This window comes from Spiroplasma clarkii, from assembly GCF_002795265.1.
In the GTDB taxonomy this organism is placed as follows: domain Bacteria; phylum Bacillota_I; class Bacilli_A; order Mycoplasmatales; family Mycoplasmataceae; genus Spiroplasma_A; species Spiroplasma_A clarkii.
In genome coordinates this window covers 719,916-742,610 of record NZ_CP024870.1, presented here as the reverse complement: position 1 = coordinate 742,610, position 22,695 = coordinate 719,916, and the positions used below count along the sequence as shown (strand labels likewise).

The 22,695-nt window shown below is 29.0% G+C and carries 16 protein-coding genes and 1 pseudogene; 3 read left to right on the top strand and 14 right to left on the bottom strand.

The genetic code is table 4. The annotated features are described in order from the left end of the window. Positions 1–12: 12 nt before the first annotated feature. Positions 13–966 (bottom strand): DNA polymerase III subunit delta, encoded by a 954-nt coding sequence (gene holA, locus SCLAR_RS03280; RefSeq protein ID WP_100254512.1) that lies wholly within the window; start codon positions 964–966, stop codon positions 13–15. Between the two features lie 210 nt (positions 967–1,176). On the opposite strand from holA, the gene rpsT reads away from it, so the two are divergent. After that, positions 1,177–1,419, top strand: a complete 243-nt coding sequence (rpsT, locus tag SCLAR_RS03275) for a 30S ribosomal protein S20 (protein ID WP_100254511.1) — start codon at positions 1,177–1,179, stop codon at positions 1,417–1,419. A 53-nt stretch (positions 1,420–1,472) separates the two neighbouring features. Here the strand turns inward: rpsT and SCLAR_RS03270 are convergent, their stop codons facing one another. The 5 genes and pseudogenes from SCLAR_RS03270 to trmFO form a co-directional block, all read right to left on the bottom strand. After that, positions 1,473–3,179: a ComEC/Rec2 family competence protein gene (locus SCLAR_RS03270; protein WP_157795134.1), complete on the bottom strand. Its 1,707-nt coding sequence runs from the start codon at positions 3,177–3,179 to the stop codon at positions 1,473–1,475. A 325-nt stretch (positions 3,180–3,504) separates the two neighbouring features. Beyond that, complete coding sequence (locus SCLAR_RS03265; protein WP_100254509.1) at positions 3,505–4,035, bottom strand: hypothetical protein; 531 nt, start codon at positions 4,033–4,035, stop codon at positions 3,505–3,507. A gap of 735 nt (positions 4,036–4,770) precedes the next feature. Continuing rightward, complete coding sequence (locus tag SCLAR_RS03260) at positions 4,771–7,419, bottom strand: valine--tRNA ligase (RefSeq protein ID WP_100254508.1); 2,649 nt, start codon at positions 7,417–7,419, stop codon at positions 4,771–4,773. Between the two features lie 348 nt (positions 7,420–7,767). After that, positions 7,768–8,766 (bottom strand): hypothetical protein, encoded by a 999-nt coding sequence (locus SCLAR_RS03255; protein ID WP_100254507.1) that lies wholly within the window; start codon positions 8,764–8,766, stop codon positions 7,768–7,770. Positions 8,767–8,838: 72 nt separating this feature from the next. After that, positions 8,839–10,124: pseudogene (gene trmFO / locus SCLAR_RS07345) on the bottom strand (methylenetetrahydrofolate--tRNA-(uracil(54)-C(5))-methyltransferase (FADH(2)-oxidizing) TrmFO). Between the two features lie 238 nt (positions 10,125–10,362). On the opposite strand from trmFO, the gene SCLAR_RS03245 reads away from it, so the two are divergent. Together SCLAR_RS03245 and SCLAR_RS03240 are read left to right on the top strand one after the other, a co-directional pair. Beyond that, positions 10,363–11,763 carry a DDE-type integrase/transposase/recombinase gene (locus SCLAR_RS03245; protein WP_100254506.1) on the top strand — a complete coding sequence of 467 codons (1,401 nt, stop codon included), beginning with the start codon at positions 10,363–10,365 and terminating at the stop codon, positions 11,761–11,763. Positions 11,764–11,896: 133 nt separating this feature from the next. Continuing rightward, complete coding sequence (locus tag SCLAR_RS03240) at positions 11,897–12,202, top strand: hypothetical protein (RefSeq protein ID WP_100254505.1); 306 nt, start codon at positions 11,897–11,899, stop codon at positions 12,200–12,202. A gap of 41 nt (positions 12,203–12,243) precedes the next feature. Here SCLAR_RS03240 and SCLAR_RS03235 read toward each other — a convergent pair whose 3' ends face one another. The 8 genes from SCLAR_RS03235 to SCLAR_RS03200 all read right to left on the bottom strand — a co-directional run bounded on the left by SCLAR_RS03235 (position 12,244) and on the right by SCLAR_RS03200 (position 22,601). Further along, positions 12,244–12,768: a hypothetical protein gene (locus SCLAR_RS03235; protein ID WP_100254504.1), complete on the bottom strand. Its 525-nt coding sequence runs from the start codon at positions 12,766–12,768 to the stop codon at positions 12,244–12,246. Positions 12,769–12,839: 71 nt separating this feature from the next. Further along, positions 12,840–13,241, bottom strand: a complete 402-nt coding sequence (locus tag SCLAR_RS03230) for a hypothetical protein (RefSeq protein WP_100254503.1) — start codon at positions 13,239–13,241, stop codon at positions 12,840–12,842. Between the two features lie 187 nt (positions 13,242–13,428). Beyond that, entirely contained in the window at positions 13,429–14,043 is a 615-nt protein-coding gene (locus tag SCLAR_RS03225) for a lipoprotein (RefSeq protein ID WP_100254502.1), read from the bottom strand. Between the two features lie 375 nt (positions 14,044–14,418). Continuing rightward, positions 14,419–17,367, bottom strand: a complete 2,949-nt coding sequence (locus SCLAR_RS03220; protein ID WP_100254501.1) for a cation-translocating P-type ATPase — start codon at positions 17,365–17,367, stop codon at positions 14,419–14,421. A 359-nt stretch (positions 17,368–17,726) separates the two neighbouring features. Continuing rightward, positions 17,727–18,857 (bottom strand): S8 family serine peptidase, encoded by a 1,131-nt coding sequence (locus tag SCLAR_RS03215; RefSeq protein WP_100254500.1) that lies wholly within the window; start codon positions 18,855–18,857, stop codon positions 17,727–17,729. A 95-nt stretch (positions 18,858–18,952) separates the two neighbouring features. Then, complete coding sequence (locus SCLAR_RS03210; RefSeq protein ID WP_100254499.1) at positions 18,953–19,951, bottom strand: hypothetical protein; 999 nt, start codon at positions 19,949–19,951, stop codon at positions 18,953–18,955. Positions 19,952–19,953: 2 nt separating this feature from the next. Further along, complete coding sequence (locus SCLAR_RS03205) at positions 19,954–20,979, bottom strand: ATP-binding protein (protein ID WP_100254498.1); 1,026 nt, start codon at positions 20,977–20,979, stop codon at positions 19,954–19,956. A 221-nt stretch (positions 20,980–21,200) separates the two neighbouring features. Beyond that, positions 21,201–22,601 carry a DDE-type integrase/transposase/recombinase gene (locus tag SCLAR_RS03200; RefSeq protein ID WP_100254497.1) on the bottom strand — a complete coding sequence of 467 codons (1,401 nt, stop codon included), beginning with the start codon at positions 22,599–22,601 and terminating at the stop codon, positions 21,201–21,203. Positions 22,602–22,695 lie beyond the last annotated feature (94 nt).

Below are 22,695 nucleotides of genomic sequence, written 5' to 3'. Positions count from 1 at the left end.
TCCCCTCTAACATTAATTGCAAAACATTCTAATAAATTCAAGTTCTGGAATAATCTTATTATCAAAGATTCCTTCTTTTATATTTTTTTCCAATGTGTACAATACTTTTATTTTATCATTAATTTCACTTATCTTTAATTTATTTTCATCAAGTATTTTTTTTATAATATAAGGGTTTTTTACCAAGCGTGATGCAATATCTTGATTGGTATAACCTTGCTGACGCAATAATAAAGCATTTCTTAAAGTAATTAACTGCCCACCTAATAGGGCCACAAAACCAAAAATGTTTGAATTTACTTCAATATAACCCTTTCAACCCACAATAAAACTATTTAAATCACCTCTAATAAATGCATTTAAAATTTGAAAAACATCAAATTGTCAGTAATGATTAATAGATGCTTGGATGAGTTCTTCATTTATGTGCTTGTTCATGTTGATTAACTTATTTAGCTCATTTGTAAAAACATTCATATCATCATTTATATACTCTAAAAATAGATCAGTAGCTCTTTCATCATAACTAATTTGTTTTGATTGTAAGCGTCTTAGGGCAATTTGTTTTTTTTGAATAATATTTGGGACCTGAATCAGCATCACATCAGCTTTTGTCTCAGTTAATTTAGCAATTTTTAATTTCTTTGAAAATTTATCTGAATTTAAAGTCAGAATAATTTCAACATCCAGATTTTGATTATTTAAAATTTTTTCAATTAATTTCAAATCAAAATCCTTGTGCAATTTCACTTTACTTTCATTTACAAACCAACAATCATTAATAACTACAATTTTTTTACCACCAAACAGTGAGTAAGTAACAATTTCTTCATAAATGCTTGCAATTGAATCTTCAATTAAAGAAAATTCAAAAACTTCAAACTCATCTTGAGCTTTTAAAGTTTTAATAATTTTTTGTACCTGTTTACGAAGTAAAAAGTTATCAGCTGATTGTAGAAATTGCATTATTTTCACCCTAATTCCTTTATTATTTTAATGAAAAAAAGCCAAGAATTTTACTATTATTTAAGAAAAATGCAACTGAACCATAAACAACATTGTCTGCTAATTGTCATAATTACAAGAAAAAAAATAATTTCTTTGTAAATTTTGTTGATTTTCCTATATACTTATTTTGTATATATTAAAAATACTAGTAGTTTAGGAGGAAAATAAATGGCAAATATTAAATCACAGAAAAAACGTATTTTAACTAATGAAAAATCTAGAATTGCAAACAAAGCATTTAGAAGTCAAGTTAAAACTGCTATAAAAAAAGCATCAATTGCTAAAGCAAATGATGCAAGTGATAAAGATACATTAATTAATTCAGCTGTTAGCTTAATTGATAAATCAGTAGTTAAAGGTGTTTGAAAAGCAAACAAAGCTGCTAGAGAAAAATCAAGATTAATGAGATAATACAACCAATGAGTTCAGTGAAGAGCTCTTTTTTATTGGTTTTTTAAAATCAACTATCAGAATGTTGGTTCAATTAAGTTAACTTGATGGGAATCTATTTTAAATTTATAACTATAAAGACCTTGAGTGGTATAGATTTGACAGTGATGTTTAGTCAAAGTAGCAATAGTTTCAAAATTTGGGAAAGCTTTTTTCCCTTTTTTTTCGCCTGAAACAAAACAAACCTTGGGCTTGATGGTTTTGATAAACTCTTCACTACTACTAGTTTTGCTACCATGATGACCAACTTGTAAAAAATCAATTCCCCTTTTTACTAAATTTGCAAAACGAAAATCTTGAACTAAACGGTGCTCTCGTTTACTAGTGGCATCACCAAGAAATAACATTTTTGATGATGGAGTTTCAAAAATGATCACCATAGAGTTATCATTTTCATCTGAATTTTTGTACTCATTAAAAATGTGCACTTTTAGATCTCCAAAAGCCGTTTCAGTTATGGTGTTATCATTTTGAATAACTTTTTTAACTGGTCTTGAAGCAATTACACTCTCTAATAAATTATAATGATCCACATGGTGGTGAGAAATAAAAATTGTGTTAACCTTGGTTACACCTAAATAATCAAAATAAGTCTTGACAATTGTTGGTGAGTGACCTGTGCCCTCACCAACATCATACATATAAACATTGCTTTGATAGTTAATAATAAAACTATTCCCATTACCAACATTTAACATATGAACACTATTTTGCATTAATTTCATTCTACTTGTACTGATAACTGGAATAGCCAGCATTACTAATAAAACCAACAAAAGCATTTGCAATCGTTTGGTTTTAAATTCAAGTTTAATATAAGAAATTAAACCACAATAATAAAGGACAAATCAAATTACTGAAATTTTTCCAATCACAATAGAAATATTTCCATATTCAAATGCCCTAACTATGGTACTTAAAATATTCACCAAAAGATCATAGCAAACATCTATTTTGGGAATGAAAAATACTAAACTTAGTAAAAATGATAAATGCACAAATGGTAAAAGGATTAACTCATAAAGTCAGTCAAAAAAATAGAGTTTGTACTGTGCATAAAGAGTTAATGGTGCAAATAACAAAAAGATAAGGACAAAATTTAAGAATAAATTTTTGTACCAGTGAGCTGTTGATAATTTAGTTAGTAAAAAATATGCTAAAAATGAATAAATTAGCCCCAAATTGAATAGATAAAGTGGATTAAAGATTAATAATGTAGTTCATGTTAGTGTCATTCGAATTGCTCTGGACATACTAAACTTTTTAACATAACAATACCATTTTATTAGTAAAACCACTATTACTTTCAACATAACTACAGGGAACTTTAATAAATAGCAGTAAAATAATAAGACTAAAATTGGTATGATTTTATATTTTTTGTAGGTCTTGTTAAATTTAAATAATTTTTTTTCAATAAAGTAATCAATTGGATAAAGTAGTAAACCACTTAAGTTTAATAATCAACTTATGTTTAAATGGATCATACTTTTATACAACTCTTGTTGAGCTTTTCTTTGAAAAATCAGTATTTTCACAAGTTCATGCTGGTGCATTGCTACTTGATAGAACAAATATCTTAAAAATTTGAACTGACAAATTTCAAAATGAGGGTTTTTAATTTCACCAATTACATTAAGATTTTTCAGATAGTCTGTAAAATTAAATTCTCAAAAAACCCCATTGTTTACTAGCTTAGTTGACTCCCCCGTCAACTTCACAAACTCCCCTATCGAAATTTGTGACTCCCCTACTGAGGTTAGATAGAGATTTACCCCTTGTTTTAACAGTGAATAATTTTCTTTAACCTCATAAACATAAAATATTTTTGAACTTACTCATGGGTTGATTTGTAATTTATAAAAAACTATAAAGAATGTCAAAAATGATCCATACACAATGAATCATTTTCACCCTTTTTTTAAGTTAAAACAATAACTAGCTATACATAATCCATAGATAAAACCACAAATTATCAAATTATTTAGTTTCCAGGTTGCAATTGTTAGTAGTAATGTTGCACAAGTAACTCAGATATAGTTAAGTCTAGTAAATCAATTTCGGTAAACCAAACATAAAAAAGTCTTTATTGTATTCATTGCCAATGTAGATTTTCTTCAATTTTTCAAAACAAGTTTCTAAATCTTCATCACTATTTGCTAAAATTGCCACTGTTTTTTTTGAGTTGTTTAGACTAATACCTCTTGATAGGAAGAAATCCACATCAACTTTATAACGTGAAGTTTTTGCAATTTCAACTTCCTCATCAGGGTATAATTCAATAACCTTAGTGGTTTGAAAATTCTTTAAGACACTAACATCAAACCACTTGTATAAATAGCTGAGTTTTTGACTCTTTAAGAATTTCTTTTCTGTAGTTAATTGTCCTTGATATAAAATTGGTTGAGGAACTAAATTTGGATCTTTTAACTTGATATCAAATTTAATTTTAAAAGTCACATATTGATCATTTTTAATATTAACAGGTTGAACTTGGCTTTTATTCAGCATTAATCACAAAATTGTAGTTAAAGTCACTAAGATAAAAGCACCTGAAAAAATAGTTTTTTTATTCATTATTTTTTGCCTCCAATTATTTATCGTCTGGAAATTACTAATTTTGCCAGATAAAATTGTTTTTTTAAAACAAAAAAAATAATAAAAACTCTATCCTTACGGATAGAGAAAGTTTCTTTCAACACCAATTGACTTGACATACTAAATTCAACTTATTTTTATCAATTAACTGATGAAATTTTAAAAAATGAAGTAGTACACTAAAGGGTTAGTAAAAATTGATATTATAAAGTATAGATATAACTTAAATTATTTTATTGCCTATCCTTAGCATGTAGATTATATGAAATAATTTGTATAACTTTTAGTAAAAACTATTATTAATTTTTAAGAACACAAATAACTCTTATGAAGCTAATCAAGGGGGAATAGTCTCATTAACTATTAATCTTAACTAAGTTGTGACAATAAATAAGCTAAATTTAACTTTATACAAAGAGATAAAGGAACAAAACATAGTTTAATATTGTCTGCATTATTTTAAAATATTTATTCTGTTTGATGAGGCAAATCCCCAAACAGAATTGTTTGAATTAGATTTTATATTCACTACTATCTTTTTTAATTAATTAACATCACTTAATTAACACTTATATTTTATCTCAAATTGGAAAAAATACAATTGTTTTTGCCAAGTATTTGAAAATAATTTTCCATAGGGTTTGTCATGACAAACCCTGAATTTATCTCATTTTTTAATCCAATCAGAGAGTAAACTAACTAAAAAACTAGTCTTTACTTATTCTTTTGGTACTTTGCTAATTTTGCTGTAATCAAGTCATACTGAAGTTGATTTTGTTTAGCTTTTTCAACTTCTAATTCAACTTTTTTTGGATCTGCTTTTGCTATAAAATTTTGATTTGATAACATTTTTTGGCTACGAGCAATTTCTGCACTTAATTCTGCTTTGGTAGCCAGTAACTCTGCAACTTGTTTTTCTTTATCAATAAAATCTAAATTTAAAATCTCAAAAAAACAATCCCCCACTTGAATAGTGGTCACTTCCCCAGTCAGCAAGGTTAAAGTCACTTGTGAATTTACTAAAGCTTGAAAGTATTTATTTAAAGTTGGTAATAATTCAACTAATTGTTTTTTAAAACTTGATTCTTTGCCATTGCAAGAGAATGACAAAGGATGAGAATTTTTGATTTTCTGATTGGTTCTAAACTCTCTAATTTTTGAAATTCCTTCTAAAACAAGTTCCTCAAAACCAGGAGTTAAGAAATCAAAATCTATTTCACTAAATTGTTCTTCCATAATTGAAGTTCTTAGTTCTAATTGTTGATAAATTTCTTCAGTGACAAAAGGCATAATTGGATTTAACATTAACAAAATTTCTTTTAATACAAACCCAAGAACTGCTTGAGTTGTTTTGCTAGTTGGTGTTGAGCTGTTTAACTCAGCTTTTGTTAATTCCAAGTATCATGAACAATAATCATCTCAAATAAATTTATACAGATTTTTACCAGCAATTGTGAATTCATATTTGTCCATAGCTTCATGATATGCTTTTTTTGTTTGGCTCAATTTATTTAAAATTCATTTATCAGCAACGTTTTCAAATGATGCTGACTTTTGTAAACTACTGGTAATTGTTTTTAAATCCCCAACAAACTCAATATTTAACATTACATAACGAGCTGCATTTCAAATTTTATTAATAAAATTTCAACTTGCTCGCAGTTTTTCTTCACTATAACGTAAATCTTGACCTGGTGCTGAATTTGTTAAAAGAAAATGCCTCAAAGTATCTGCCCCATATTCCTTGATAACAGCCATTGGATCAACACCATTACCTAATGATTTTGACATTTTTCTACCTTCTGCATCGCGAATTAAACCATGAATTAAAACGTCATCAAATGGTTTCGAACCAATAAACTCTTGGGTTTGAAAGATCATTCGAGCCACTCAAAAGAAAATAATGTCATAACCTGTAACTAAAACATTACTTGGGAAATAATGCTTAAATAAAGGATTATTTTCATCAGTCCCTCAATCAAAAACAGCAAATGGTCATATGGCTGATGAAAATCAAGTATCTAAAACATCTGGATCTCTGGTTCAGTTGGCTTCATCACTTGGTGGTTTTACCCCAACATAAATCTCTTGGCTAGTATTATGGTATCAAGCAGGAATTTGGTGACCTCATCATAATTGCCTTGAAATAGTTCAATCATTTGCATTTTCCATTCATCTCTTTAAAGTATCATCAAATCTTTTTGGAAAGAATTGAATTGCTTGGTCTGATGCTTGTAATTTTAACACATTACTTGCTAATTCATCCATTTTAACAAATCATTGTAGTGATAAGTATGGTTCTACAATTGCATTACTTCTTTCTGAATAACCAACTTGGTGAACAATTTCTTCAGTTTTAACATAAGTTCCAGCCGCCTTTAATTTGGCAATAATTTCTTTTCTGGCCGCAAAACGATCAAGACCTTGGAACTCACCACAAAGTTCATTTAAAGAACCATCTTCATTTAAACAAATGACTTGTTCAAGTTGGTATTTTTCACCCAAAATAAAGTCATTGACATCATGTACTGGAGTACACTTCATAGCTCCTGTTCCAAAATCCATTTCGACATAACTATCTCCAAGAACTGGAATTGCTTGTTGATTTACTGGGTTAATTACTTTTTTTCCAATAAATTTTTGATAACGTTTGTCCTTGGGATTTACCACAACACAAACATCACCAAACATAGTTTCAGGTCTTGTGGTTGCCACTTGTAAAAATTTAGTTGGATCATCTGCTAGAACATATTTAAAATGATACATACCCCCTGTTGTTTCTTGATAAATTACCTCAATATTAGAAATAGCAGTTTTTTGGACTGGATCTCAGTTAACAATTCGTTTGGCTTTGTAAATTAAACCTTTATTATACATTTCAGTAAATACATAATTAACTAAATCATTCAGCTGGGGAGAATATGTAAATTTTTCCTTTGAATAATCTAAACTTAAACCTAATTTGGCTCACTGAGCTCTAATAGTTTGAGCATATTCTTCTTTTCATTCTCAAACTTTATCAATAAACTTAGTTCTACCTAGTTCAAAGCGAGAAATTCCTTGCTCTTTCAAACGTTGTTCAACTTTAACCTGAGTTGCAATTCCTGCATGATCCATTCCTGGAACATATAAAGTGTCAAAACCACTCATTTTTTTGTAACGAATTAAGGTATCTTGTAGGGCTGTATCCCAAGCATGTCCCAAGTGTAATTTTCCAGTTACATTTGGTGGTGGAATCAAAATTGAGTATGGTTTTTTAGACTGATTCAATTCAGCTTCAAAATACTTGTGTTTATTTCAAAATTCATATTTACCTTGTTCTACAGCTGTGGGGTTATATTTTTTATCTAATTCTTTTTTCATAATTTTTCACTCCTTAATAATAAAAAAACCTATTTTGTATAATACAAAATAGGAACGAAGAATCTCCGTGGTACCATCCTTATTAGCTAAACTAGCTCACTCAAAGATATTCACTTGTAAAAACTATACAACCTTCAAAAATCTAATTTATTAGTTCACACCAAACACTAACTCTCTGAAAAATTAAAATTTTTTACTCCTTATAGTTATCAAAATTATTATACCCAATATTGAAAAAAAATGAATTATTATTTAAAATTATTTTAATAGGTCTCATTATTATTTAAAATTATTTTAATAGGTCTACAAAATAAAACCCCTAAAAACAAGGGGTTTTATTTACCAAAACTAAGCAGTTTCACTTGTGCTGGTTGGTTTTGAAAGTTTTTTCTTCTCAGCTTTTTTAGCTGCTTTTTTTTCTGCTGCAATTTGAGCATGATTTGCTTTATATTCTTTATACCCTTCTGGATCTGTTAATTTTAAACATCTTAAATTAATTCCTTTGTTTAAAGCTGCTCCTAATCCTAAAATAATTAAAATAATCATTATTAAGGTAATTGGGAAGAAAATTTGACCTTTTGCAGAGTTAATATCTAAGAAGAAATATTGATAAGCTTTAATATGAAAGTGAGCTACATACTGACTAGCATTTGAAATTGTAACTCCTAAATTTTCAAAGGGTTCAAGGCGTGATAATGAAGCATAAGTCAAAGCACCTCTAACTAATGCTAAAGTCAAGTAAACAATTGGATAAATTATACCCAAAGTAAAGTCTTTGGCAAAATACTTAACTCATGAATTTCTTTTAAAAGCTGATCTGTTAATAAATAAAGCATAGCAAACCATCATAAGGGGCACTAAACCATGACCGATTTCTTGAACAAAAATATCCATTCAAAAGTTAATTGGTTTGTCAGAAGTAATTAAACGCATTGGTAATAAAATTGAGTTATAAATTAAGCCTGTAACTAAAATATAAATTGAAATTAGCAAGACACTAAATCTTGATAGAATAAAACTCTTATGACCTTTTTCATTTGGATTATAATTAAACTTTATAATTGCCACAATAAATAAAATTAAAACTAAAATATTTGATTGTGTGGTAAAGTAGCCCAAATAAAATAAACTGTAACCAAAATAATCCTGGCCAATTACTTTTCCATTTGCACCAAAGATTTCTCATCCTGTAAAATCACTTGCGCTAACAATATTGTTGTGATCCATTTTAGCAATTTTATAAATGTTATATGAGTAATCTGCTACTAAAAAACCAATCACTAATAAGATAACTAGTATTTTATACCAAAATCTTCACTCCAACATATCTTTTGAATTAATGTACATGTGTCCCCCTTGTAGTTATTTTCTTTAATAATATTTTTAATCATAGCACTTCTAAGCTAGAATGTCAAAATGCTAATTTAGATATTCTCTAAGTTTCTTTAAACTGTTTTCATAAATATAATTATTTTTTTCAACCTTTGAAGCAAATGCAGGCATTTCATAATTAACAATTCCTAGGTTTGCTTTCATCGGTTTTAACTTCTTAATTTTAGGATTAGTCACATAGTTAATTAATGATCCTAAAATGGTTTCAGTGGGAAATGGTTCAAACTTATTCCCTTGAAAATGCTGCAACAGTGCTTGCACACAAACCAAAGCAGAGGCAAATGATTCAATGTAACCCTCAACTCCTGTGATTTGACCTGCTAAATAAATTTTTTTATTACGCATAACTTGTAATTTTTTATTTAAGATTTTTGGTGAATTTACATAAAAATTTTTATGCATAACTCCAAATCTCACAAATTCTGCTGTTTGCAACCCAGGTAACATTGAAAAAACCCTTTTTTGTTCTATTCAAGTCAAATTAGTTTGAAAACCAACCATATTATATAAATCATCAACTGCATCATCTTGACGCAGCTGAACCACAGCATATGGCTCAACCCCGTTATTTAACAACCCATTTGGTGATAATGGTCCTTTTAATAAGATTTTTTTGATGTTTTAGCCAACTGTTCAATTGGTTGACAACCTTGAAAAAAGATTTCCTTTTCAAAGTCTTTAAGCACAACTTTATTCGCATTACATAATTCTTGATGAAATTGATCAAACTCAGTTTCAGTTAGTGGCAAACAAAGATAACTTTCATCTTGGTGATGTCTCCCTCCAAAAAAGGTTTGTTGTAAATCAATGGAAGCATTTTTTATAATTGGAGCAGATGCATCCAAGTAGAACAGTTTTTGAGATCCTATAATTCTTGTTAATTCTTGTTTAAATTCAGCACTAATCAAAGGTCCACAAGCAATAATTGTATACTGATTTTCATCAATTTTTGTCACTTCACAATCAAAAACTTGAATATTTTTATGATTTCTAATTTTTTGATCAACCAGTTGCGAAAATTTTTGTCGATCAACTGCTAAAGCATCATCTGCAGGTATTCTGGTTTTTTGTGCACATTCTAAAATAAAAGAATTTAGCAATTCCAGTTCCTTTTTTAAGATTCCCACTGCATTTTGAGTTGAAGTACTGCGAAAAGTGTTTGAACAAACCAATTCAGCAAAAGTATTAAGTTGTTGAATTTCATTTTTAACTAATTGCTTTTTTTCATACAATTTTACTTGTACTCCATGTTCTGCCAACTGCCAAGCAGCTTCACAGCCAGCCAAACCAGCACCAATAATTGTTACTTCCATAAACCCTGTAGTTCCCCCATCTAATATTTTTAGTTTACTCTATTTTAACTTGATTATCTATGATCTTGTTCTTACTTAAGAGTTTATAAGTGTCAAGAGTGTTTTTAAGACACATTTATTCCATTTTAATACACTATTTTTTATATTTTGTAAAAAATTTCAAAAAAACGTAGAAATACATTGTTATCAAAACAAAACTGGACTTTATTATAATAATAAAGGAAATCAGGGAATAAAAATGAAAAGAAATTATAGAGGTAAAAGACAAATGAAAACCAACAAACATATACAAGATATTATTAGGGAGGCTGCTTTATCCAGGGATAAAGCAGCCAAAAGAGAACTTTTGATAAAAAGTGGTGGCAGTAGATCATGGTTTTATGATGCCATTAAAAAATACAAAGAAATTGGTGAGGCCTTCTTTATCCACAAAAATAGAAACAATAAGCATGCTCAAAAGCGAACCCATATGCAAGCACTAGAGATTAGCAGGATTTTTAGGGATGAGTACTTAAACTGTAATTTTAGGGATTTTATGCGCTATTTAAAAGCAGATAAAAGATATGACTATCAGTGGGTGAGTTATTCATATATTTACAATATTTTAAGATCTAAAAATCATTGTTCAAAACTGGCACATAAAAAAACTATCAAATTGTTAGCAAAAGAAGAAGAGTTGAAAAATAGACCTCAAAGTCTACTGGTTCCCTCCTCAGCTACAGAAAGAGCAAAAGAAAATATCCATATTGCAAGGCCAAGAACCCAAAGGCGTGGTCATGTTGTTGAAGCTGATGCTACATTTTGAAGATTCAGTGATGAGGAGATTTGGGCATTGCATGGTTATATTGATGAGGCAAGTGGAGAGGTTTTAGGATTATATTTTGATCATCAAGAAACTACTGAAGGTTATTTCAATGCTTTGAAACCGGTCTTAAAAAATTATGGGACTTTTGAAGTGCTAAGAACTGACAAACGCAGAACTTTTTGGAGTGAAAAAAAAGAATCTTCGCCCGAAGATTCTCGAATTCAGTTTGCATTTGTAGCTAAAAACTTAGGTATTGACATCCAATCATCAATTTCACCACAATTCAAACCAAGGATTGAAAGGCTCTGAAAAACCATTAAAGGTACAATCACTACCTTTATGGAACAAAATAAAGTCACAAATATTAATGAGGCCAATCTAGTCTTACCAAAATTTGTTGAGTATTTAAATAATCATGTTGTAACCCTTCAAAAAGATTTTACTACAAATTCATTCAAAAAATTTGAGGGAGATCTAAATATTATTTTGGGACACAAATCAATTAGAGTGGTTGCAAGAGATCTAACCGTTACCTATGAAAAGAAAAAGTACTTTATATGCAATTTTACAACACCATTAAATATACCTAGACGAGAGATTATGATAATTCAATGTTGTGATGGTAACCTTATCGCATCACTTGGTGATAACTATTATAGTATGATTGAATTTGATAATGAAATGCTCTACAAATCAAAAGTTGTTCTTGAAAATGAAGGAGTGAAACCTGAAGATATGCCACAAAAAATTAAAAACAACTCTGTCTGAGCTCAATCAAACTTTATCTTTTTTAAGAAAAAATACTCAAGTTGATATAAAAAGCACTCCTATTAAACTAGCAATTTATTAAAAGTTGTATTAAAATTACTAAAAGTCCAAATTTGTTTTGATAGCTACATAAAAAATTTCAAAAAAACGTAGAAATATATCAAAGGAAATGTTATTATTTCCACATAGGAGGTACATTATGAAAGGTCTTAAAATTTTTGGAGCTATGTTAATTGATGCTTTTTTTACTGCCATAACATTTACAATTTATGGAATTATTCAAGTGATTAATACAGCTCGCTCAAAAGAAACCCTTGGTATGAGATGAATGGGAATTACATATAGTAATCCAGACAAATCAGGTAACTTATTAATTATGAACTATTTAGTTTACTCATTATGAAGTATGACTTTTGGAGTTATGTGATTAATTGATGTAATCAACTTACTTTCAGGGAAAGAATCATTTGGTGAAAAATGAACTGGAAATGTAAGAAATGTTTAGTTTATATCTAAAAAACTCATTTTAAAAAAAATGAGTTTTTTTTATGCAATTTTAGATTCAGTAGCAGTGTTTGCAGCTGCTTTTTTTGCATCAAGTTTTTTAAAAATTAAGTATAAAACATAGATGTAAACCAAGTTTATTCCATACAAAAATAAAACTATTCCTAAGAAAATCAAATAACATAATAACATAAAGCTAACAGTTGAATAACTTAAAAATCGGCTAAAAATAATTAAATAAATTATAAAAACTATGGTAATTATTGCTGCTGGAATGAAAATAGTTAGTGCAAAAACAACTAAATATCTTTTTCAAGGAAATGGATCTGTAATTGAGGCATTAGAAAATAATAACCTACCTTGATGTGCATAACCAATTGTATAGACTAGATAAACTATTAGAGTTATTAATAAAATTGAAAAACAAGTTATTAAAATATAGTCAAGATAAGAGCTATCAACAAAAAAGAAAGCACAAAAACTCAAACATCAGGTCAAATAAATTACAGTTAAGCCTACAATAGTTAGTATTTTTGTAGTTTTTTTTAATTTTTTTTCTTGAAACATCCTATCATCTCCAAAATAGTAATCTCATTTTACTATAATTAAATCAAAATAAAAAATTGTTGAGGTGTACCCTAAACTGACACTGTTTCATCAGGGTTTATTTCTGTTTGTTGCTTTTCATTTTCAATGGTTTCATCAATTATTTTGTGGATTCTTTCACTTACTTTAAAATATAAGATTCCAATATCAAGGGTAGAGAGATTTTTAAGTTTCTTTACTTCTAAAGTTTTTTTATTTTTTGCTAAAAAAACAGTCCCAACAATTCATGCTAGTGAAAAAATAAAGGTAAAAATAAAAAAGAAAACTCCACAAGCAACTTCAATTGTAATTTGAATTCTTCCAGTATGATCCCACCAAATAAATGTGTGTAAAACTAGCAATAAGAAAATAATAAAGCTAATTAAGCACAAGATGGCAGATGTTATGGTAATCTTAAAAATAGACTGCTTGATTTTGATTAGTTTTTTATCCACAATACCTGACCTCCTTGTATCATTAATAGTATATATGACATTAAGTTTTCTTGCAACTACTTCAAAATTATAAACTAATTTGCAAGGTAAATTGGCAAGTAAATAAAAATTACTCAAATTTATTTGAGTAATTTAAGTAGATTATTATTTTAATAAACAATATATTTATTATTAAATGAGGTAAGTCTTATTCTTCAATGATATCTTCAAGAGTAAAAGTATAAACTTCTCCATCTAATTCATAAGTTTCTTCAAGTTCAAATGTAACTATTGCATCTAAGCTATCTTCAACTTCAGCAGCAGTCAAACTAGTGATCCCATCAATATCACTTACAAAACCATCTAATGCTGTTTGTAAAGCAGCAATGTTAGCATATTTTGTAGCACCAATTTTAGCAATAACTTCTGTTTCAATTTCCTCAGTAGTGATTGGTGTTTTTTGCACTGGTGTAACAGCTAAAAGATATGTGATTTCAAATGTTCCAGTAGTTTTTTCAGCATTATCATCTAAAACATACCCCTCTACAACAGCGAATTCAAATACTGCTGTCGATGCTGTTCCTGATTTTGCAGTTATAGTTCAATTAGCAACTCCAGGAATTGCACTTTCTTCCTTATCTAATAATGCTTTTAATTCTGTAGTTGTATAATCACTTTTTCCATTTTCTAAAAAACCTTTAACAGCTGTTTTAATTGCCTCAGTTGTAATTGCTGAATCTGTGTTTTCTCCACAAGCAATTACTGCAGATCCTGTGCTAGCAACTAACCCTGTTGCTGCAAGTAACCCTAATAATTTTTTCATATATTTTGTTCCCTTTCATACATGTAGCATAACTAAATGCCTAAAAGTATTATACACTTATTCGCGTAGTTTTCAATATTATAAGTGTTAAATTTTAAATTCAAACCGTATTTTAAAGTCCTAAAAACCAAATAATAAACATTATTTTCTTAAAAAATTAAGAAAATCATGACAATTGCTTTAAAATATGAAGATAAATATGGACTTAACTAGTACTTATCTAGGCTATTAAGCACCATAATTGAAAATAAAACTTAATTTAAGCACAGCTTAATATAAATTAAGCAATTTTTCAATAAAAAAACAGATAAATTTATCTGTTTTTACTTAACTTGTCTTTAGTGGTTTAACTTGTAAACACTAATAATTGCAAGATTATTTATTTGCTTCTGCTTCTTCTTTTTGTTTTTTAGCTTTTGCTTTTTTACGTTTTTTCTCAGCTAATAATTTGTCAGATTTTATCATTTCTGCCACTAACATTTGGTTTCTTCTTTTTGGATCTGGAAAGTAATGATAAGTCACAAAAACAATACCATCAAGAGCTAAAATAATAAAAGTTGGTGCTGCTGCAATAGCTAGCGACACTGGGATTAAGTATCAAGCAGTTTGATACTCAGTTAGAGGAATTAAGTTAAGAATACTTGTATTTAACCCAGGAACAAAAATAACAATAATGTTAAGTCCTAGTGCTCCCATTGAACAAATTCATAATGGTTTATTGACAATAATGTTAATTTTTTTACTTGTTTGTCATTGAGATAATTTAATTAAATTAGCATAACCACAAGGTCCGCAAGTAATTGCAATAAACATTGCAGTTCTACCAAAGTTACCAATAATAACTTTTGCACTTATTAAAACATTGTGATCTTTAAAAATTTGGTACCAACCATGGTTATTTCTAATTAAAATTTCACTAACCTGAGCCTCATTGTACCCTGCTTGACTTAAAGCACTTTCAATAACTTGTGTATTTACAAAACCCATTCCAAAGTATCATGCAGCAATTGAGGCAATTGAAGTAAACATAGTGATCTTAATCATTGATCACCAAATACCCCTAAATAAAGGATTTTTACCTTTAATTGGTTTAACTTTCATTAAGCTGTTATCATTGGCTCCCATACCCATTGAAATGGCTATTAAAGACTCAACAATTAGGTTCATTCACAAAATATTTGTGGCTTCCACTGGTGAAACACTATTTAAGGCTGATAAGACAAAGATTGAAATAACATTGGCCATATTGACCCCAATAACAAAGGTTACTGCTCGCTTAATCTTTTGATAAACATTTCGCCCCTCATTAACTCCTTTAATAATAGTTTCAAAGTTATCATCAGTTAAAATAATGTCTGCAGCTTGTTTTGCTACATCTGTTCCAGTAATCCCCATAGCAACTCCAATGTCTGCTTTTGTTAGAGATGGGGCATCATTAACTCCATCCCCAGTCATACTGGTAATGTTACCTCTTCTTTGAAAGGCATCAACAATTCGAACTTTATGTTCAGGGTTAACTCTAGCAAAAACATTAATTTGCTCAATAATTTGGTATAATTCATCATCACTTAATGAGTTTAAACGTTCTGAACTCATAACCTCATTCATACTGTGAGCAATATCTAACTCTTTGGCAATTGCCAAAGCAGTTACAGCATGGTCACCTGTAATCATAACAACTTTAACCCCAGCATCATGGGCTTGTTTTACAGCATTTACTGCACTTTCACGAACTGGGTCAATCATAGCAACCCCTGCTATGAAAGTTAAATCATGTTCTAAGTCGTCTTGATCGGGTTCAACATCATAGCTTGTATTATATGCAAAAGCCAGCACTCTCAAAGCATCATCACTTAGTTTATTGGCAATTTCTAATAAACTATCTTTATCTGCTTGGGTAATAGTTCGAACAGTGTTATTAACCATAATCTTAGTACAGTGTTTTAAAAGTTGATCTAGTGCTCCCTTTGTAAATGTGGTGTTGACACCATTAATGTTGTTAACAGTAGTCATCATTTTTCTTTCACTATCAAAAGGAATTTCATCAATTCTTTTTCACTCATCACGAGCATCTTGTTCATCATAGCCCATAGATTCAGCAAAATCCACCAAAGCTAATTCAGTTGGGTCACCAATTCTCTCTAAACCTTCAGTTACTGAGTCATTACATAAAACCAATGATTTTAAGAAATAATCAGCATGCTCATCTTTTTTCTCAAGACTATACTTTTTACCATCAATAATTTGGTTGTTAATAATGATTTTTTGCACAGTCATTTTATTTTGAGTCAAGGTTCCTGTTTTGTCAGTACAAATAACATTAACACTACCTAAAGTTTCAACTGCTTGTAGTTTTTTTACAATAACATTTTCAGTTGCCATTCTTTTTGTTGAAAAACTTAAAGTAATTGAAATAATGGCCGCTAAACACTCAGGAATAACTCCAATTGCCAAGGTAATGGCAACCATTAAATGGTTTGCTCATGCCTTTTGATCTCCAGAAACAAACAAAGTCAAGAAGATAGCAATCCCAATCAAGAAACTTATTAAAGCAATAATCATTGTAAAACGATTAAATTTTTTCTCTAATGGAGTGTGACTTTCATCATTTTCATTAATTGAAGTAGCTATTTTTCCAATTTCTGTATCTTTTCCAGTTTTAATAACCACCCCGATTGCTCTACCTGCAGTTACAACAGTGGACATAAAAGCAATGTTTTTCATTTCAGCTAAAATTTGAGTAGTTTTAGCTAATGGGGTGTCAATTTTTTCAACTGGTACTGATTCACCTGTTAAAATTGATTCATCAATCATTAAATCACTGGCTTCAATGATTTTTAGTTCTGCTGGAATGTATTTTCCTGCTTCTAAAACTACAATGTCACCAACTACAAGTTCACCTGCATCAATTTCTTGTTGACCATCATTTCTAATGACAACTGCCTTAGGTTTTGAAATTTCTTTTAAGGCATCCATTGACTTACGGGCCTTAACCTCTTGAACGGTTTCTAAAATACCATCGATCAAAACAATAGAAATAATAACCATAAAGTCAATAAATACTTCAAAGTGAACTTCTCAGTGATTTGAAATTAATGGTGCAATTACACTAATAATTGCAGCAATGATTAAAATTATCTGGATTGGTTGAGTTAATGTCTTTAAAAATATTAAATATCAAGGCGTTACTTTTCCTTGAGGCAGTTCATTTCTTCCATACTTTTGCAGTCGATCTTCTACTTGTTCACTAGTCAAACCCTCTTCAAAATTGGTCTCTAGTTCTTTTTCTAAATTTTCATTTTTTTGCGACAAATATTTGTCCATATAAATTCGCCCTCTTCTTAAAAAATTATATCAAATAAAAACAAAATTTAACAAAGATATTATAAAATGATTATGGCTAAATTGTCATTATTTTCTTATTGTTTAGGCATAAAAAAAGGACTAGCAAAGACCTTATAAAAAAAACATCTAGTTCTTTTTTAGTATATCAATCAATAGCTTCCTGAGTTTGCCGCATATTTTCTATGCCTGGCTGAACTTTTGGTCCTCTACTACTATCACAATTATCATAGCACAGACTTTTATTTTTTTTAATCTTTTTTAATTTTTCATTATTATCGATTGTATTATTTTCTTATTGGTTAAGCAAATAAAGAACCTCTCAGAAATATTATATAACTTTACTGTTTGATTTCTAAGTCATCTATGGTTTGTTCCAAGTCAATTATTTCAATAATATTTTCTGCATTTAAATCAATAAATGAACTTAGTGAATTTTCAACAACTTCTCTCAAATGAACTATCAATCCATATCCAATTGATTCAGTTTCAAACCCAACTAGATCGGTTCTTTTAATTACAAATCCAAACTCGTTGTCTGTTGCTGAAATTTTAATTGGTGTTTTGTTACAAAAACTGTTATTAATCAACACAATATTTGGGTTGAATTTACCAAAGTGCTTTCTTAAAGTGCTCTCACTAGCATCAACTCCATCATTTTTATTATTATTACTTTTTATTATGTTTGGTCTTTTGTTATCTCCATTAACTTTAGCAAGTTTAAAAAAAAGATCAAAAGGTGTGTACTCATCACCGATGTCATTCAAAACTGGAACATTATATGATAGTGAGTATGCTACAACAAATTCTGTTTTTGAAAAAAAATCTACAGGTAATTTGACTCTAACCTCTTTAAGTAGACCTTTTTCGGTGCTCCCTTCAATAAGAATAAGTCAATCATTTTTGAAATCATCTAAAATACCTAAGTCACATATTTTATTTGGATTTAATGAAGATAAATGTTTAATTAATGCTCTGGTTGACTGAACATTCAAATTATATTTTCCCAACAAATATGCATCCTTTCGAGCAACTAAGGGTGCAGAAAATGAAGTTCCATTTTCAACTTTGGGTTGAGATGGCCCACTTAAAGTAATTTGTGGGTCTTGGTTTCAATCTGAAGCACCAATTGCATTCCCGATTTCATAACAGTCTGGCTTTTCATATGTCCCAAAAACTTTACCAGTTCCAGATTTGCTCCAGGTTTTTATTTTGTTATTAGTATCTTTATAAGCTGTGCCCACTGCAATAGCAGCTAATGAGTCTGCAGGCATAATGAGTTTATTGTCTCCATAGTTACCAGCAGCAATTATAAATAACACATCATAAATATATTGGAGTTGGTCAATGAATTTCCCAAAAAAAGAAATACATTTCCCTATTCTCTCACAACCAATTGATAAATTTCAAATTTTAATTGTATCACAATTATTTTTAATTACATTTTCAATTTCCCGAACTAATGTACTCACCAATATTGTTCCCTGCGGTAAAACTTCAAATGATTTAATTTTAAATAACCCTAAATTGTCCTTATATGAACTGTTAATTAAGTCATTCCCAATTATTATGATGCTACTTGTGTACCATGTGCTGTATCTCTATTTTTAGAAATTGGAATTAGTTTTTCACTACTTATCACAGCATGTTCTAACCAAGAACTTGGCAAGTCACAATATGAATCAAAAACACCAATTATTTCTTTATTAAATTTACTATTACTTTGCATTTCAATATCAATATCAATCTTATCAATAAACTCATCAGATTCTAAGCAACATTCTACATCATTGGTTGCAAATGCAAATGCATATGGAAAATGCCTTACAATTTTGTTAACATCCTCAATGTTTATGTTTCAATATTCACCTGCAATTAATCACTCTTTTTTAATATTAATATCATATTTTCCCAAAATTATTATTCATTGTTCTACTGACTTTAATGGTAAAAATGAAAATATTGGTGCTTTATCAAACTCATTTCAAATTTTAATTTCAACTTTTTCTATATAAGTTAGGTCTTTTAAAATTTCTCAATGCTTATTTTTTAACAGATTAAAATTGTTCTTAATAAATTCCTTAAATTTTGGTTTTTTTTGTTTAGATTTTAAATCATTAGAATTTTTAATTTCTTTAAGCTTTGTGGCCATTAATAAATCTATATTTGGATAGTTTTTATTAATAATCTCAAAAAGCTGACTTAGATTAGTATAAGTCTTTCTTACATCTTCAAGTCCACATTCATAAACAATGCGAATCTTTTGAATATCTTCTGCATCTTTTGAAAATATATATTCAGAACCGATTTGAAATGGTTCTGAATCTCTTAACTTAAATAACTTTGACACTCTAGATGTTTTTGGAACCAATTTTGAATATGTAATTGAAATTGGTAATGTAGTAAATTCACTTCATTTTTTAAAATTTTCAAAAATTTCTAAACAGCTTTTTAAAATGTCTTTAAGTTGAGATACAAAATTAAAACTTAATTTTGTATAATCAATGCCACCACTAGAATTTTGAGGAACAATTCTGTGGGGAGCCCTATATTTAACAATATTCAAGACTATTCACCATCTTTTCTTTTCCTTTGTAGTGTTGACCTACTAATCCCACTAACTTTTTCAATTTCTCTCAATGTAAATTTTTTATTTTTCAGATCATCTAAGGAAAGATTTAAAAACTTTGCAAATGCCCCTTCTATGGATTTTTCCTCTAAAAGAGCAATGGAAATGACATTTTCAACCAGTGAATAATTTAAATCATCATACTTTAGTTGTGCAATTTTATTAATTAGGTTTTCATCAACTTCAAAATTAAAGTCTTTTGCTCTGCAAACAAAAGTCTTAACTAAATCATCTAAACTAATTTCATTCATTTCAATTTTTAAATTAAATCGTCTTAGAGTCGAATCATCAATGAAACTAGGTTTATTTGAAATCGCTATCACTATTGAACCTTTTGGTAACTTATCTAGATTTTTATTAAAAGTACCAATCATTCTATAGTACTCATCATTAATTTCTCTATCCCTAGATCCCAGTAATGAATCAAATTCATCTACTAAAATAATTGAGCCATAATGGGCTTCTTTAATTTCTTCAAATAATTTATCAATATTTTTTTGAGTTTCTCCAAGTCTTGATGAAATTATGTTACTGGCAGAAACTGAGTATAGATGTTTTTTAGTTGCTGCTGCCAATGTCTGAACTAAACTTGTTTTTCCGGTTCCTGGTTTTCCATAAATAAAGATTTTCAAACCATTAAACTTATAAACAACATGATCATTGTTAATTATTTCAACAAGTCTACCTAATCTTTGTTTTGGTAGCTCTTCACTTAACAGCTCACTTTTTAAAAACTGAAACTTAGTGGTATCAATTTCATCTGCTTCTTTTAAAACCTTAGCATATGCAATATGCCCCAGTAAATCTTTAATATAAATTGATTCTTTTCTCATGTTATTTTCTTGTAAAACCTCAGAAATTTGATTAAACAATATCTTTTTTTGTCTCTCTGTAATATTTCCCTCTTGAACAAACTCTGCAAGTTTTAACAAAATTTTTGGGTCTATTTGTATTAATCGCTCCATTGGCTCACCTCTTCAATATTATATATTAAAATCTCAAAATGGGACAAAAAGAATTTTTTTGGGACAAAATTCCTTGTTTTGCTACCAAAATGCTATATTTTGGGACAAGAAATTAGATATTTTTTAAAAATTAAGTATCTAGATTTTAGATAAATCTTGTAGCTATCAAAACAAATTTGGACTTTTAGTAATTTTAATACAACTTTTAATAAATTGCTAGTTTAATAGGAGTGCTTTTTATATCAACTTGAGTATTTTTTCTTAAAAAAGATAAAGTTTGATTGAGCTCAGACAGAGTTGTTTTTAATTTTTTGTGGCATATCTTCAGGTTTCACTCCTTCATTTTCAAGAACAACTTTTGATTTGTAGAGCATTTCATTATCAAATTCAATCATACTATAATAGTTATCACCAAGTGATGCGATAAGGTTACCATCACAACATTGAATTATCATAATCTCTCGTCTAGGTATATTTAATGGTGTTGTGAAATTGCATATAAAGTACTTTTTCTTTTCATAGGTAACAGTTAGATCCCTTGCAACCACTCTAATTGATTTGTGTCCCAAAATAATATTTAGATCTCCCTCAAATTTTTTGAATGAATTTGTAGTAAAATCTTTTTGAAGGGTTACAACATGATTATTTAAATACTCAACAAATTTTGGTAAGACTAGATTGGCCTCATTAATATTTGTGACTTTATTTTGTTCCATAAAGGTAGTGATTGTACCTTTAATGGTTTTTCAGAGCCTTTCAATCCTTGGTTTGAATTGTGGTGAAATTGATGATTGGATGTCAATACCTAAGTTTTTAGCTACAAATGCAAACTGAATTCGAGAATCTTCGGGCGAAGATTCTTTTTTTTCACTCCAAAAAGTTCTGCGTTTGTCAGTTCTTAGCACTTCAAAAGTCCCATAATTTTTTAAGACCGGTTTCAAAGCATTGAAATAACCTTCAGTAGTTTCTTGATGATCAAAATATAATCCTAAAACCTCTCCACTTGCCTCATCAATATAACCATGCAATGCCCAAATCTCCTCATCACTGAATCTTCAAAATGTAGCATCAGCTTCAACAACATGACCACGCCTTTGGGTTCTTGGCCTTGCAATATGGATATTTTCTTTTGCTCTTTCTGTAGCTGAGGAGGGAACCAGTAGACTTTGAGGTCTATTTTTCAACTCTTCTTCTTTTGCTAACAATTTGATAGTTTTTTTATGTGCCAGTTTTGAGCAATGATTTTTAGATCTTAAAATATTGTAAATATATGAATAACTCACCCACTGATAGTCATATCTTTTATCTGCTTTTAAATAGCGCATAAAATCCCTAAAATTACAGTTTAAGTACTCATCCCTAAAAATCCTGCTAATCTCTAGTGCTTGCATATGGGTTCGCTTTTGAGCATGCTTATTGTTTTTATTTTTGTGGATAAAGAAGGCCTCACCAATTTCTTTGTATTTTTTAATGGCATCATAAAACCATGATCTACTACCACCACTTTTTATCAAAAGTTCTCTTTTGGTTGCTTTATCCCTGGATAAAGCAACCTCCCTAATAATATCTTGTATATGTTTGTTGGTTTTCATTTGTCTTTTACCTCTATAATTTCTTTTCATTTTTATTCCCTGATTTCCTTTATTATTATAATAAAGTCCAAATTTGTTTTGATAACATTTAGTCCTTTTTTGTTTTGATAACAATGAATTAAGT